This is a genomic window from Streptococcus halichoeri, from assembly GCF_009870755.1.
Classification (GTDB): Bacteria; Bacillota; Bacilli; order Lactobacillales; family Streptococcaceae; genus Streptococcus; species Streptococcus halichoeri.
The window spans coordinates 59459-74248 of the sequence record NZ_WLZU01000001.1 but is presented as its reverse complement, the minus strand read 5'-3'; the positions used below and the strand labels follow the sequence as shown (position 1 = coordinate 74248).

Here is a 14790-nt window from a genome sequence, read left to right as displayed (position 1 = left end):
TTTTTCGGAATGTTTAATGAAAGCAAATCTTCATCTCTTATGAGGACTAAAGCAGGTCAACTATCAGCACTAGCCTAAGCCTAGCTGCTTCAACTGCCCAGCACAGCCATTTAAAAAGCCCCAAAAAGGAGCTTTATGCAGGCCTTAAGCCAATTTTGCTAAAACACTTGCAAAATTTGACTTTAAGTCATCAAATGACACCTGGATTTCCTCACGTGTTTGATTATTGCGAATAGAGACCCGACCAGCCGTAACTTCGCTGTCACCAATAGTCATAATTGTCTTAGCATTAAAAGCATCAGCTGATTTAAATTGCGCTTTAATTTTTCGTCCAAGATAATCACGTTCTGCTTTAAAGCCTTGGCGACGAATAGCTTGGACCAATTCCAATGCTGCAAAGTTAGCCTCATCACCCAAAACAGCAATATAAGTGTCCAATTGATCCTCAATTGGCAATGTAATCTTCAATTTATCAATAATCATCAATAGACGCTCTAAACCAAGCCCAAAACCAAAGGCAGGCGTTTCTGGCCCATCAAAATAAGTGACCAAACCATCGTAGCGTCCACCACCACAGACCGTCAACTCTGAACCATCAATCTCAGTCATAACTTCAAAAATCGTATGATTATAGTAGTCAAGCCCTCGCACCATATTGGTATCAATAGTATAAGCAATTCCCAGTGCATCAAGCAACTGCTTCACTGCAGCAAAATGAGCCTGACTCACCTCATCCAGATAATCTAAAATAGACGGCGCGTGCTTTACAGCTTCTTTATCAGCAGCTTCTTTAGAATCCAAAACACGCAGTGGATTTTCTTCTAAACGCCGCTGACTGTCCTTGGACAATTGGTCACGCAAGGGGGTTAGATAGTCAATCAAGGCCTGACGATAGGCTGCACGACTCTGTGGATTGCCCAAACTATTAATCGCTAACTTTAAGTGATCAATCCCTAATGCCTCAAAGAAATCATAGGCCATAGCAATGGTTTCGACATCAGTAGTTGGATTAGCTGAGCCAAAGCATTCTACACCCACTTGGTGGAATTGACGCAGCCGCCCCGCCTGAGGTCGTTCATAACGAAACATGGGTTCAATGTAGTACAACTTAAGTGGTTTTTGTACCTCTGGAGCAAATAGCTTATTTTCCACATAGGAGCGAACTACCGGTGCCGTGCCTTCCGGACGCAAGGTGATATGCCGACCTCCCTTGTCCGCAAAATCATACATTTCCTTGGAGACAATGTCCGTTGTATCTCCAACCGAACGGCTGATGACCTCATAATGCTCAAACATCGGCGTGCGAATTTCCCCATAATGGTATTTTTTAAAAGTTTCACGTGCAACCCGCTCAACATATTGCCACTTAGCAGCATCTGCCGGCAAAATATCTTGTGTTCCCTTTGGTTTTTGAAGTTTCATCCCTTAGATACACAGAAAGTCCCCAAAATGGGCTAACTTTCGTCCTTTCTATTAACGTTTAACCTCCCTTATTTTACCACAAAACTTTCTATTAAAGAAATGGGCTCAGCTAGAAACGATGCTTACCACGAGGCGGCAAAGAACGACTCTGAGGAGTTTGATTAAAATGGCCCATAATATAATTTTCAAACGAAAAGCCCTACTTCACAGCCCGCTCAAAGGCGAGCCCTCGCTTATAATTAAACCAAAACTCAATCATTGGGGATAAAAGATAAAGAAAAATACCTAAATGTGGAAACATAAGAGCCAAAAGCATAACCACTATATCCATCACCGAAAACAGCAATAAACGCTTATGATAGAAGTCATGAATCTGGTCCCGCTTAGTCTGGTATTGCTTATCTGTACTACGCACCGTTAGACGAATTGTTAATAAACTAAGCAAAAAGCCCGTTAATAAATTAATAATACCAAAAAAGAGAATTGCTACCCATTTAGCATCAAAAGTCACCAGCATCTTGGTCGCTAGGGGAAACAAAGCTAAAACCAAATGAGCCAGCACATCAAGCATAAAAGACGTAAACCCAATCTCCTCCACATTGCTCACAACCTGTGTTCGACGAAACCAGAAGTTAAAAACAATAATAAAGGAAATTAAAAAAGTTCCAATAGCATAGGCAAAAGATGGCAAATCAGCCAGCCCTGTGGGTAGTTTAATTTCTAAAACTAAAATTGTCATGATGATTGCAATAATGCCATCACTCAGAGTATCAAAACGTTTAACAATAGCATGAGTCATTTTTTAATCTCTCCTTACGTCCATTACACCTAATCATACCACGATTACTCGTAGTTTAAAGAGGGAGCACTCCAAAAAGGCAAAAAATCTGTCAAGTAACTTTACTTTACAAAAAAGATATGGTATTCTATTACAGTTGATTCAAAATCAAGAACATTAACACTAATTGGAGGATAGAAAAATGGCAGTTCCTGCACGTCACACGTCAAAAGCTAAAAAGAATAAACGTCGTACACATTACAAATTGACAGCTCCATCTGTACAATTCAACGAAACTACTGGAGATTACTCACGTTCTCACCGTGTATCCCTCAAAGGATACTACAAAGGACGTAAAATCGCTAAAGCAAACGAAGCTAAATAATAGAAGGGAGATACCATGCGCGTAAATATCACACTTGAACACAAAGAATCTGGTGAACGCTTGTACCTTACTTCAAAAAACAAACGTAACACGCCAGACCGTCTACAATTGAAAAAATACTCACCAAAATTACGTAAACACGTCGTTTTCACAGAAGTTAAGTAAGACGACACAAAGAAAGCCTATGAAATCAATGTTTCTAGGCTTTTTCTGTTGCTTAAAATGCGATTTTGTCTGATTTTTGTCTGATTAAAACTTTGCAAGTCGGTTTACTACACTCAACTTTCGCATAGTCATACGAATTCCAAACTTCTTTTCAAGATAATTAGTATTTAAACGTTTTTTCCGAGCGTCACGTGGCAAATATAGGTAACAACACTCCTGACCACCATAGAACTCTTCATCTCCTAAATTCTCTCGACTAAGTTCTATTAGAATACTTTCGGGAATCTGTTCATTAGTAAAAACTAGATGAATACGAGAACTATCATAAGCGTCATCAAATGGGTTTTCTTGAATAGCAATCTCCAATTGCTTAGCTTCCTTGATAATTATTGATAAATCAGCTCCTATTTTATCCAAAATTGTATCATGAATTAACTGTATGATTTCTTCATCAGATAACTCTGTTTCTAACATTATATTCCCACTCTGGATATATGTTTGAACATTTAAGAAACCAACTTCTGTTAGAATTTCTACTAGATAAGACATTTTTGGAATTCTATTGGTCCCTATTGGTGTTACACCGCGAAGGAGAATAATCTTTTTCATACTAACTTCCTAACGCATCTTTTTCTAAAGAGTTCATCATCTCCCCATAATAATGAGTATCCCCCGTTGAAAAGTAATTAAACCATGCTTCTACTGTAGATTTTGAATACAGACCCAACTCCTCGACAATGAGCTTAGCCCATGTTAAAGAGCCAGCTGAGCTGGCAGTAATAAGTTTTCCATCTTGCACTGCAACCTCATCCTTATAATAATCCTGCCCTTGATAATGTTGACTCATCTGGCTTAAAAAGAATGAAGCATTACTTGTATGACATCTATTATCTAAAATTCCTTTTTCAGCTAATCCCAAAGTAGCTCCACAAATAGCTCCAACTAAGATATTTTCTTGTAATAGTTTAGAAGCTACTTCTAAAACCTCATCTTGCTCATTATCCAACCAACTATCACCTCCAATAAGTAACAGCGCAGCTGTATTTGCAGTATCTATATCATATAAATTAATATCTGGAATAATTGTCATTCCTCCAGCAGTTTTTATAGCCTTTTTCCCTTTAGAAACCATTAGTAATTTTACTTTAGATTCTCCTAACATAGCCTGTAAGCTTAGTGCATGCATTAAATAGCCGTGTTCCCAATCAGCCATAGTATCTTGAATATACATATAAATATTCTTCATAATTCTTACTCCTCTTTAAATGATTGAACTACTAATTATTTTGATTTTCATTGTATCATAGTATCTCGCTGTAATACCAAAATATTTTACATCATCAGCAAAACAGCAATTTTAGACATTCAATAATGTATTTTGTCTCATCCTCTTGTATCTATGTTATCAACCTTTCTAGTTTTTCAACCGCTCCTCTCATGGTGTCTTTTTGCTTCTTAATCACATGGAGATAGACTCGTTCAATCACCTTGGAATCCTCTGAATGTCCGACAAATTCTCGAATGGTGGGGAGGTCAATGCCTTCACTTGCCATAATAGAGATAAAGCTATGGCGGAACATGTGAGGGATGACATGAATCGGTCTGCCAAAGTCTAGGAAACTGTCAATGTCCTTATAGGGCTTCCCTGCTTTCTTGTTATACTTTGCTGACTGACTAGAACCACCTCTCAGGAATTGTGAGAGCTCGTTGTGATAAAGCGGAGAACCTTGCCGATTACCTGCCCTGATATAGGTTCTAGTAAAGAGATATCCCAAGTCTTGGTAAGTAGGATTGAATTGAGCTTGAAACTTATTTCTGTCAATGTAGTGTCGCAAGATTTTCTCTACCTCAGGGCTCATTGGAATCGTACGGACACTTTCCTTAGTCTTAAGGTCTGCTCGGTAACGTTCCTTTTCATCAAGATTAAGAGCTTCCATAACCTCATCTGATTTATTTTTACTTGCCCTCTGCCAATGAACCTTTATCCACTTCTCCTCAAAGTCAAGCATATCCTCATTCAACCCCAAAACCTCACTTGGTCGCATGCCTGTTAAGAAAATCATTCTCAGCACATCTGCGATAAGTTGATTATCAGGTCGGTTAGTCCAACTCTCTATCAGACAGAGAACATAGTTAACCTCACTTGCTTCTAGATACTTCTCTGCTATATCTTCACGCTTCTTGTCCTGCTCCTCACTTTTTGTCAGAACTCGCCTTTTAACCTTGTTATTGGCAATCGGGTCTTGTGCGAGAGTTATCTGTCCGTTTTCGACTGACCAATCAAAAATCATTTTAAGGAAAATATGTAAATTTCTAGCCATGGATATGGATGAACTATCGATTAGACGTTGAATTTCATCTGTCATAGAGGAAAATTTTGTGATAGACATTCTTGTATCAAAGTTAGGCTTGATATAGCGATTGTAGATAGTGACCCTCGTTTTGAGGGTATTATTGGCAGGATTGACTCTCTCATGCCATGCTTTAAAGGCTTTACCATAGAGATTGCCATTTTCATCAAAAGGTTTAGCGACTTCTTCCAGAGTGAGAAATCTCTTGGTTTTCTTAGGCTTAACGCCTGTTGCCTCGGCGATATAATCATCAACTAATTTGTTCAGTTCTTGCGTAACTTGTGTAATCAATTGTGAGTTTTTAATATCACTGACCAAGAGACGGTCTTTTCCAGAAGGTGACTTTTTGCTCGGTGTTGCCTTAGTGGTAAACCACCCTTTGCTGGCTCCTGTAGAAAGATATTTCTTGTGAGATTTTTTTGTAATAGGGTGGGTAAATCGCATAGCGAATTTCACTAAAACATTTCCAGATTTTTAAGGGTCAGGTCGCCAAGAACTGATAATGAGTACTCTTGAACCATTATCTCTCATAGGTACCTCCTACACCATCTTTGCAAAATACTGGTTGGCAATTTTATAGTCAAACCATGCAACGAAGACTTCCGAGTGGATAAAGACGTTGCCTTGCGTTCCTTTAATGCCGAAGGCGTATGGGCTGTCTTTCATCTGACGAATATAGCTAGTAAGTGTTGCAACTGTCATGCCATGCCAGAGTTCATCTAAAAAGACCCAATTTCATCAACAATTGAAAAGTTAAAAAGCCCATAAAATCAACGTTTCTGTCAATCATGAATGTTACTAAATCATACATTACGCTCACAGAAGTTAAATAGTCTCATAGACCAGCGGACTATGAAAAGCCCGAGCCTTGAAGCAGCACAGCAAGGAAGGGATGAGGGAAGCTTTGTTCCCCTATATAAAGAAAGCCTATGAAATCAACATTTCAAAGGCTTTTTTGTTGATTTTAAACAAACGATAATAGCTAGTAAAAGCCTCTTTAATTTAGTACTGCTATCAAGCTAGATAATTTTAGTTTAACATACTTTTACTTTTATAATCGCCTAAATCTTAAATGGTTGTTTTTAAGTCATAAATGGTCATTTTTCAGAGGTCAAGGCTTTATACTGGTTGGCCATTACCTAAGATAGTCTTTAAAACTTCTTGATATTGCTTTTCTCTCAATTCCTTAATCACTTGGGATAAGTAATCAGATTGGTAATCAATAAAATCAAAATTCAAACTGATAATTTTAGTCGTGACCGGTAATTCCAACTCTTCTATAATACTGGGCAAAATGCCCCATTTAGATGGAGTAATTGCTCCAGTTTTTTTAATTATCAGCTTACGCCCTACAGTTTACCTCTTAGTGAGTTCATGGCTGTCTCCCCTCACAAAAACTAACCATTAGAACCATCTCTTTGAGCCAAACCCTCCTCTGAACAGCTAGTTCACAGCCGTCGAATCCACCAAACCATAAACCGACACTTAACAAACCTCTCCATTACCTATATTCGAAAAACAAAAAAAGAAATGCCTAAAAAATAATAAATATTTTTAAACATACAGCCCCAAAAACAAGAGCTAAAACTCCCACAAGCACCATCACAGCAAGGTTTAAAACGCTTCCTAAATTTCTAACCATAAGTTTGCAAGCCCAGCAATTCCTGACCTTAAGTATATATATATATATATATATATATATATATACTGGTGGTTGCCGTAAAAAGCTTAGAAATGAAAAGGAGATTATATTAATATGGCAAAGCACCATTGGAGCAAAAAGGCGGTCCTCGCATCACTCATGCTAGGCGCAAGCGTTTTGGTGACAAGTACCGGAGTAAGTGCGGAAACAATTATACCTGATCAAACATTTGATAAATCTTTTTTTGATTTATCAAATGCAGCATCAATAAATAAGACAACTCTTGATGATGAGCGCTTTAAGCTGGCTAACAAAATCGAAGAAATTCTTCAGAGTCTTAGAACTGATGATTTAATGTCTTTAATTATTGGAGCATATGGAGATGATAGAGGCACAGACTTCGGAATTAGGGTCTTCAATATCACCACTGAACAACAGGCTAATGCAAGAAAAATTTATTCCCTTGTACAGCAAGCAGGACTGAGCTCCATAGCATTTAAAGATGAACAGCAAGATGGAGATTGGGATTCAGAAGGTTTTGAAAAACTTCTTTTTAAAGAATTAATGCGACGTGCCGAAAATTATCAAACTATTTTAGAAAGGTGGAGAGAAAATAGGGATGAACTTGAAGCCCAGTTACAAGAAAACGATGAAAATATTTCAAAACTTACTGGAGAAAATAAGCAACAGAAAATCGAACTTACCAACCTGAAATCTAATCTCGAAAAAACAGCACAAGAACTTAAAAATGCTGAGGAAACAAGCAAAAATCTAAAAGCACAAAGTGAAAAACTGACAAGTCAGCTTGCTGATTCTAATAAGTCCAAACAAGAACTTCAAGCTCAAATGAAGGACTTAGAGGCTCAATCTCAAAAAACTTCTGCTGACTTAAAAGCTAGTCAAGAAAAAGTAAACGCTCTCAACAAGCAGATTAGTGACTCTACTAGCCAAAACCAAAACTTGCAAGCTAGTCTTGAACAAGAAAAGAAAAACTTAAATGACCTTCAACAACGTTTCGATGCTGCTACAAAAGCTAATACGGAAGACAAAGCTAAACTTCAATCCGAATTAGATTCTAAGAAAGCTGAAGTTAACCAACTACAAGCCAAAGTTGATGAAAGCAAGGCTACTCTTGATAAACTGACTGCTGAAAAAGCTGAGGCTGATGCTAAAGTAGCAGAATTAACAGCTCAAAAAGCTGACATTGAGGCGAAGCTGAACAGCCAAACTGAGCTCAGCGCAGAAGAAAAAGCGAAGCTTGAAAAACAATTAGTTGATATTCAAAGCAAAATCGCTGAAAAAGATGCCTCGATCAAGTCGCTTGAAGGTCAGCTTGACACCCTGAAACGGCAGGAGCAAGAAAAAACTCCTGAAACACCTCAAGTGCCGGAAATGAAACCTGAGGACAAACCAGCTGAACCTCAACAGCCTGAAACCAAACCTCAAGCTCCGCAAGTACCAGAAACTGACAAACCAAGCGCGCCGAAGAAACCGGAAATCAAGCCAGCTCCGGCTGTTCCAGAAGTGAAGCCAAGCACACCACGCACTCCAGAAAAACCAGGTAAGGCTCATCCAGCGGCACCAAAAGCTAACCATGGCAAAGCTAGCAACGCAGCAACGCCTACTACTCCACACACGGCAACACAAAACACTGCTGCGCACTTGCCACAAACGGGTGAAACTACAGTCAACCCATTCTTCTCCGTAGCAGCTCTCTCTATCATTGCTTCTGCTGGCGTCCTTGCTACTAAACGCAAAGAAGACTAGTCTCATCATTTCTAGCTAGATTTACACAGACTAGACTCCATCTCTTTTCCATAAAATAAATCCTTAGTGATGAAAGGCTTGACAGCTTTGTCAACCCCTAACATCTCATTCTCAACTCCAAAAGGGGCTAGGACCATAGTCCGACCTCAAATGTAAAAAGCAAACAAAGTTGTTTTCCCGTTAATCGGAAGGCTACTTTTGTTTGTTTTTTTAGTAACATTTTTCCACCTATCGAATCTAATAAAAAAGCACACCTCAGGTGGAGAATGTGCTTTGTCATATCATCTAATCAAAAAGGGAACCTTCTAGATATACCCTCTCAAGGGTTTGTTAGTTTATAGATTGGCCAACTACATAAGTCAGCATAGCTGCTTGACCGGCCGTGAAGGTCCGATAAGAAATCGTTCCAAGGCCTAAACAGTTTGACTCTGAAATAAGGATAGAACCATCTTCTTTGACGTCTTCGACGATAGCCACATGACCAAAGGTTGGATCTGCGCCGGCTTGGCCTGGATTAAATGAAATGGCATAACCAACTTTAGGCTGATGAGTCGTTTCATAGCCAGCAGCATATTTCCAGCTACCGCCATTTCCCATGTAAGGTCCAAAGCGGTAACCAAGCTCTTGTGCCCGATTATAAACATACCAGGTACATTGTCCCCATGGGTAAGTTCCGGCCACATAATCTAAGACATGGTTGGTCTTAGCAAGTTTATAGCCGACAGGAACAGCTGCTAGGCTGGCGCTAGACTGCAATAAGAGCTCCTTAGGAATCTCAGGCGTACCGCCGTGTTGGTCAATCCACTCGTCAACACTTTCCATAATTTTCGCCCGAGCTTTTCCGGTTCCACTCGCATCTGTGAAGTAAACCGAGCCTTCTAAGGAAACATTGAGCTGTCCTATTGCTAAGAGCTTTGCTTTTTTATCTTGTAGGGCAAAACTAGTATTGTAGTTTTGGATAATGGTTTCTTGTGTCATTCTGATGACAGCTTTTTCATCATTGAAATTTCTGGCATTGCTTGGATTATGGTCAAAAGCACCAAAACCAAACATATTAGCACCTGGTTCTGTAGCAACACCGGCAGTTCCCAGTGAGCTTTCAGCCATTGCAATTGCAATAATTGCTCGCGCATCAAGTCCAGATAGCTTTTCCCACTCTAGAATTTTCTTCCCATTAATCCGATTCTGATCATAGGCAATCTTAGTTGATTGCAAAAAGCCATCTAACTGCTCTGCTTTGATGCCATAACGATGAGACAGGAGATTATGAGTGTAAGCGTCCTTACCAGACCAATGCTTAACATAAGAAGCGCTAGCAATTGCCGAAGGCAGCTCCATAATATCTAAGTCACTATCATCAAAAAGCGCTGCTGGAGCAGAGCTAGCGGACTGAGGCAGAGGCGCTTGAACCTGTGCTTGAGGTTGAACAGGTGTTACGTGGTTTGGCTTAGTACCAACGTTTGGTGCTGGACTTGGCTTAGGTTCTGTGGCACTAGGGACGGTGGTTGAAGGCTTTGCACTAGAACTACTCGAAGGAGTTGAGGTACTTGGAGTAGTTGCGGGTGCAGTACTAGGTGCTACAGGTGCTTGTGATGCCTCTGATGCTTCTTGAAGGTCTTTACTTGAATTGGTTTGAGTGGGTGCTGTTGTGTTAGTTGCTGAATTCATGGACAAAATCTCTGAAGGTAGTGTCGCTTGGGCTGACTGGCTAGCTGACTCAGTATGGCCAGCCTCTTTGGGAGCTATTTCTGGGTCTTTGGAAGCAGTTGTAACTGTCTGAGCACTCGGCGTTTGCACTTCCTGAGCAGCAACACTAAGCGTTTGCATGCTTGAAGCCAGCAGTACCAACAACATGAATAAAGCAATATATCTCTCTTTTTTCAAAACGTTAATCTCTATCTCCTTGGTTACGGTTAGTTTCATTTTTTCCCTATCTAGTATATATTATTTCCTATTATAAGTCTATCAATTTTTTCTATCATTCAAAAGACGCTAAGCCCTTTTACCATCTGCTTTATCAAGTATTTTAAAGAAATAAAAAATGGTCCTAGGAACCCTATTCTTGTACTTATTGACAGTTATCTATTATATTTTTAAAAAGTGTGGTAAAAAATCGTTACTAGAACAAATATTTTTCGAATAAAAAAGTAAGCGAATCTATAAATCAGCACTCATCACGTTAAAATCTCTTTTTATCATTCTTTTTTAAAAATAATCAGCTTTTTCGAGCAGTCAGATTTGTCATAGCTAAGCTTAAGTTTTCTGTGGTATGTTTTTTTGTGTGTAAGCTTTTGGATGTCCAAGCATATGATACAATGGAAATAGTCTAGACTTTAGGAGGACCACATGAGATCATTTATTACACGTATCATCAAAGGCATGATTATTGCCCTAGGCTTTATTTTGCCCGGTGTTTCAGGTGGCGTATTAGCTGCCGTTTTAGGCATCTACGAGCGTTTGATTAACTTTTTAGCCCATTTGCGGATGCACTTCATTGACAACATTTTATACTTTTTACCAGTGGGGATTGGCGGCATCTTAGGAATTGCCCTTTTTTCCTATCCTGTTGAGTACCTCCTAGAACATTTTCAAGTGCCCGTTCTTTGGGGCTTCGCTGGAGCAATCATTGGCACCCTGCCAAGTTTACTAAAAGAAGCCACCAAAGACGCTAAACCCGATGTTAAAGATCACCTTTGGTTCTGGTGCACCTTATTTCTTTCTGGCTTCTTTCTTTACTACCTCAATGACTTCATTGGCACCCTTTCAGCCAACTTCTTTAGCTTCATTTTAGCTGGCATACTTATTGCCCTTGGTGTCCTAGTGCCTGGCCTTAGTCCCTCAAACCTTTTACTGATCCTTGGGCTCTATAGTCCCATGCTCCAAGGTTTTAAATCCTTTGACCTCCTAGGAACCTTCTTCCCCATAGCTTTGGGTGGTATCATCGCTATCCTTACCTTTTCCAAAGCCATGGATCACGCGCTCAAGCACCATCATTCCCGCGTCTATCACTTTATCCTAGGCATTGTCCTCTCAAGCACCCTACTAATCTTAATCCCTACCCCAGGTAACCCCGAATCCATCTCTTACCAGGGCAGTAGTTTTGCGACTTGGTGCTTTGCTCTTCTTCTCTTTGTTTTGGGAATCTGGCTTGGCCTCTGGATGAGTCGCCTTGAGGCAAAGTACAAATAATCCATCACACCCTTTATCTACTGGCTGAGCTTCATGCATTAGCATCCCATAAAAAATAAGCTAGCTCTAATAGCAAGCATCGCATCTTCTCTCACCATGCCTCACTCATTATCACAACATTATAAATCACGAAAAAAGTAGCCCTAGGAAAGAGCGAAGCAGCTTTTATTTTGATTTTTTCAGACATATTGTCCGTTTTAGTAAGTATTGACTTTTCTTTATTTCTTAGAAAAATAACCTAATACTCAAATAATTTTTCTAAAAACCATTCAATTACATAGACACCGTGTATAAAAATGTGCTAAAATAGAAAAATAAACGTAATGTGTTTTAAAAAATGGTAACAGAGAAATTATGACAAATAAACGAAAAGAAGCAACAAAAACAGCCCTACTTGATGCAATGGTTCTCCTTTTAAACAAAGAAAGCTTTGATGACATCACCACCATTGAATTAGCTAAAACAGCCGGTGTCAGTCGTTCAAGCTTTTACACACACTACAAAGATAAATATGAAATGATTGATTCTTATCAACAGATGCTTTTTCATAAGCTAGAATATATCTTTGAGCGTGAGTATGAAAGCCGTGAGCAGGCATTTTTAGAAGTATTTCACTTCCTGGAGCGAGAGCAACTGCTATCAGCTTTGATTTCCGCCAATGGTACAAAAGAACTACAAAATTTTATTATTAATAAAGTGCGCATTCTCTTGAGCTCAGAATTGAAAGACCGCTTAGGTACAGCTGGCATGTCAAAAATTGAAATTGACTATCAGAGCATTTACTTGGCCTATGCCTTCTTTGGGACCTGTCAAACATGGATTGCACGAGGCAAAAAAGAAACACCACGAGAAATGACTAATTTTGTCCTTAAAATGCTGGATAAGTCAGCTCGTTAGAGATCTGTTGACGTATATTGGGTAATGACCATCCGTTTAAAAACAGGAAAAAGATGAAAGGGTTACCCTCAAATTACAGAGATTTTTTTAAGAAGTTTAAAGACTTCTTTTTTTTAAGTATATATACTATATTTTTATTAAAAAAAGAGATAAAATAATAACACTGGTTAATCACTTGTATCCAATATTAGGAAACATCCTGCATAGGAGATAACGATTAAGGACACTTTTTATGAAAATACATTTTTTTCTTGCCCTCAGTGCTATCCTCATTCTGAGCGGGCTCAGTACCATCATCACTGGCATCTTTTTCAGAAATGAAAATTCTATCTCCAGTGGCTTTCTGCAGTTTGTCATCGGCTTTATTGTCTTTATTTTAATAGAAATCATTATTATCAAATTTATTTAAAAAAGTCGTCCAAGATTAGCCAACCTCAAAGATAAAACTAAAAAAAGGACTGCCTTGTCAACACAAGAAGGGCAGTCCTTTCTAACAGATAAACAGACTTATATTACTGACTACACAAGCACATATTCCTATAGCGCCAGCTAGCTTATTTTAAGCACTTAGCTTTTTGAAAAATGGCCAAGCTAGCAAGATGATAAAACTAAGAAACAACACTAAGGCCAAGCCACCGGCTGCATATTCCACCACAGGATATAAATCATGAAAAGTACCAGCCGCATGTGTTTTACATATCATCACAAAACCCCAGCTAACTGCTACTAAAACAGAAGGATTGTGACTATAAAAGACCAACCAAAAAGCAAGTAAGCTAACTAGAATTAACACCAAAAGGGCCATTGTTGTCAAAGATAAAGGATAACTAATCCTAAGTTTCCTAAACCAAGCAGCAAAATTCATAAAACTTGCTACTAATAACCAGCCCGCATGCAGACCAAAAGTTACTCGAATTAACCAAAAATTTTGCTCGTCTTTCACCTCTCGAATAATCCAAAGCAGAAAGAGAAAATAAAGGGTGATAACTAAAGCAGAGAGACCTAGGTAATTATTATTAAACAGAATAATCCATAGCATATTGGTCGCTAAAGCACCTAGCAAGGGTCTAAAAAGTCTATGTTGAATGCGCAAAAGCTGAACATCTTGTGTCTTAAGCCACCAAAGTAAAATAAGGGTTAATAATAAGTAAATCAAGGACCAAATCGAAAACGCTAAGGGAGCAGGAGTCAATAAGCTTTGGTAGCGGTCAGAGATTTCTTTACTGGTATAAGGCGTAATTAAACCAGTCACCGACAGATAATTTAAAGCCAAGGCTAAGCCAAAAACCATCAGCAGGACAGCCGTGTGTAAACTATGTTTTTTCATAAATAACTCCTTGCATTATATCTTTAGACAGATAATCTTTATCAAATAGACAGAAAAAAAAGGCACAAAACGTGATTGAATAACAAAGGATGCTGTCAAGCCGCTTGCACAAAGACAACAGAAAAAAAGTGTTAACCTTAACAAAGGCAAGCTCAAACAAACAATCACTGTATCAATGGCTTAACTCGGTTAAAAGTGACTAAGGCTGTGGACTTTTGTCCCAGCCTCTAATCATAGTCCATAGATGACATTTTTGACTGATAGACAAAACAACACCGGACAAAGGCCTAAGCATAGCCTTACTTGCTTTCTATTTTGCTAATAGCTAATCGCAGCAAATGCCCTTGGTAAAAAAGACTATATGCATCTCATAAATAGATCGATTCAGCACTAATTCAAAAATGAACTCAACCTTCTTACCTAAGAAACAACTGAGTAAATGAACCTGGCATGTTATATGTTTTCCTATTTATAAAAACAAACACATCCCCATTAGTACCTAAAAGCCCATTGCCTTTGTACAACAGTACTTAGCCTCTGCTTCTGCCAGATAAATCAGTAACCTTAGAAAACGTAACAGATTGTTACCTCTGCTCGCTCTTAGAAAGAAAAAATTCTTAAATACGCCTTGCCAGACTTTATCCGTATAAACTCAGATTAAAGACAAAGTCTTTTTTTTTGCTACTTTTAAGTGCTAACAAGGTTAAGCGTCATTATACAGTCAGTGATGTCAGGAAAACCCATGCCAGCCATACTTAAAGAGTCTTCCTAGATTCTACTGTTTCCAACTGGCAAAATAATCCTATTTCCATTTTCCATCACTTTTCTCACAGCAAAAGATTATTCTTAGCTGATTTGCTAGCTAAA

Annotated in this window: 13 protein-coding genes and 2 pseudogenes; 6 read left to right on the top strand and 9 right to left on the bottom strand. The window is 38.7% G+C overall.

The window, feature by feature from the left end; genetic code table 11:
* Positions 1 to 144 precede the first annotated feature (144 nt).
* Entirely contained in the window at positions 145 to 1422 is a 1278-nt protein-coding gene (gene hisS, locus GWD08_RS00350; RefSeq protein WP_159548306.1) for a histidine--tRNA ligase, read from the bottom strand.
* Between the two features lie 199 nt (positions 1423 to 1621).
* On the bottom strand, positions 1622 to 2221 hold the full coding sequence (locus tag GWD08_RS00345; RefSeq protein WP_159548303.1) for a TMEM175 family protein: 600 nt from the start codon (positions 2219 to 2221) through the stop codon (positions 1622 to 1624).
* Between the two features lie 181 nt (positions 2222 to 2402).
* Here GWD08_RS00345 and rpmF point away from each other — a divergent pair, with 181 nt between their 5' ends.
* Both rpmF and rpmG read left to right on the top strand, forming a co-directional pair.
* A complete protein-coding gene (rpmF, locus tag GWD08_RS00340) occupies positions 2403 to 2585 on the top strand; it encodes a 50S ribosomal protein L32 (protein WP_159545834.1) in 183 nt (60 codons plus the stop codon).
* A 15-nt stretch (positions 2586 to 2600) separates the two neighbouring features.
* Entirely contained in the window at positions 2601 to 2750 is a 150-nt protein-coding gene (gene rpmG / locus GWD08_RS00335; RefSeq protein WP_001265622.1) for a 50S ribosomal protein L33, read from the top strand.
* Positions 2751 to 2834: 84 nt separating this feature from the next.
* Here the strand turns inward: rpmG and GWD08_RS00330 are convergent, their stop codons facing one another.
* The 5 genes and pseudogenes from GWD08_RS00330 to GWD08_RS00310 form a co-directional block, all read right to left on the bottom strand.
* Complete coding sequence (locus GWD08_RS00330; RefSeq protein WP_159548300.1) at positions 2835 to 3359, bottom strand: DUF1697 domain-containing protein; 525 nt, start codon at positions 3357 to 3359, stop codon at positions 2835 to 2837.
* A 1-nt stretch (position 3360) separates the two neighbouring features.
* Positions 3361 to 3996 carry a DJ-1/PfpI family protein gene (locus tag GWD08_RS00325; protein WP_159548298.1) on the bottom strand — a complete coding sequence of 212 codons (636 nt, stop codon included), beginning with the start codon at positions 3994 to 3996 and terminating at the stop codon, positions 3361 to 3363.
* A gap of 151 nt (positions 3997 to 4147) precedes the next feature.
* Positions 4148 to 5632, bottom strand: a pseudogene (locus GWD08_RS00320) (tyrosine-type recombinase/integrase).
* Positions 5633 to 5641: 9 nt separating this feature from the next.
* Positions 5642 to 5836, bottom strand: a pseudogene (locus tag GWD08_RS00315) (hypothetical protein); the annotation flags it as partial.
* 384 nt (positions 5837 to 6220) lie between these two features.
* Positions 6221 to 6394, bottom strand: coding sequence for a hypothetical protein (locus GWD08_RS00310; protein WP_159548296.1), 174 nt, complete (start codon positions 6392 to 6394; stop codon positions 6221 to 6223).
* A gap of 463 nt (positions 6395 to 6857) precedes the next feature.
* Between GWD08_RS00310 and GWD08_RS00305 the strand changes: the two genes are divergently transcribed.
* Positions 6858 to 8510 (top strand): LPXTG cell wall anchor domain-containing protein, encoded by a 1653-nt coding sequence (locus GWD08_RS00305; RefSeq protein WP_159548294.1) that lies wholly within the window; start codon positions 6858 to 6860, stop codon positions 8508 to 8510.
* 330 nt (positions 8511 to 8840) lie between these two features.
* Here the strand turns inward: GWD08_RS00305 and GWD08_RS00300 are convergent, their stop codons facing one another.
* The gene (locus GWD08_RS00300) at positions 8841 to 10433 is read right to left on the bottom strand and encodes a CHAP domain-containing protein (protein ID WP_413251773.1); all 1593 of its coding nucleotides are present in this window, start codon (positions 10431 to 10433) and stop codon (positions 8841 to 8843) included.
* Between the two features lie 423 nt (positions 10434 to 10856).
* On the opposite strand from GWD08_RS00300, the gene GWD08_RS00295 reads away from it, so the two are divergent.
* The 3 genes from GWD08_RS00295 (at position 10857) to GWD08_RS00285 (ending at position 13005) form a co-directional block, all read left to right on the top strand.
* Positions 10857 to 11699, top strand: a complete 843-nt coding sequence (locus GWD08_RS00295) for a DUF368 domain-containing protein (protein ID WP_159548292.1) — start codon at positions 10857 to 10859, stop codon at positions 11697 to 11699.
* A 354-nt stretch (positions 11700 to 12053) separates the two neighbouring features.
* Positions 12054 to 12596 carry a TetR/AcrR family transcriptional regulator gene (locus GWD08_RS00290; RefSeq protein ID WP_159546067.1) on the top strand — a complete coding sequence of 181 codons (543 nt, stop codon included), beginning with the start codon at positions 12054 to 12056 and terminating at the stop codon, positions 12594 to 12596.
* A 232-nt stretch (positions 12597 to 12828) separates the two neighbouring features.
* Positions 12829 to 13005 (top strand): hypothetical protein, encoded by a 177-nt coding sequence (locus GWD08_RS00285; RefSeq protein WP_159546069.1) that lies wholly within the window; start codon positions 12829 to 12831, stop codon positions 13003 to 13005.
* Between the two features lie 150 nt (positions 13006 to 13155).
* Here the strand turns inward: GWD08_RS00285 and GWD08_RS00280 are convergent, their stop codons facing one another.
* Positions 13156 to 13923 carry a hypothetical protein gene (locus tag GWD08_RS00280; protein ID WP_159563865.1) on the bottom strand — a complete coding sequence of 256 codons (768 nt, stop codon included), beginning with the start codon at positions 13921 to 13923 and terminating at the stop codon, positions 13156 to 13158.
* Positions 13924 to 14790: the final 867 nt, after the last annotated feature.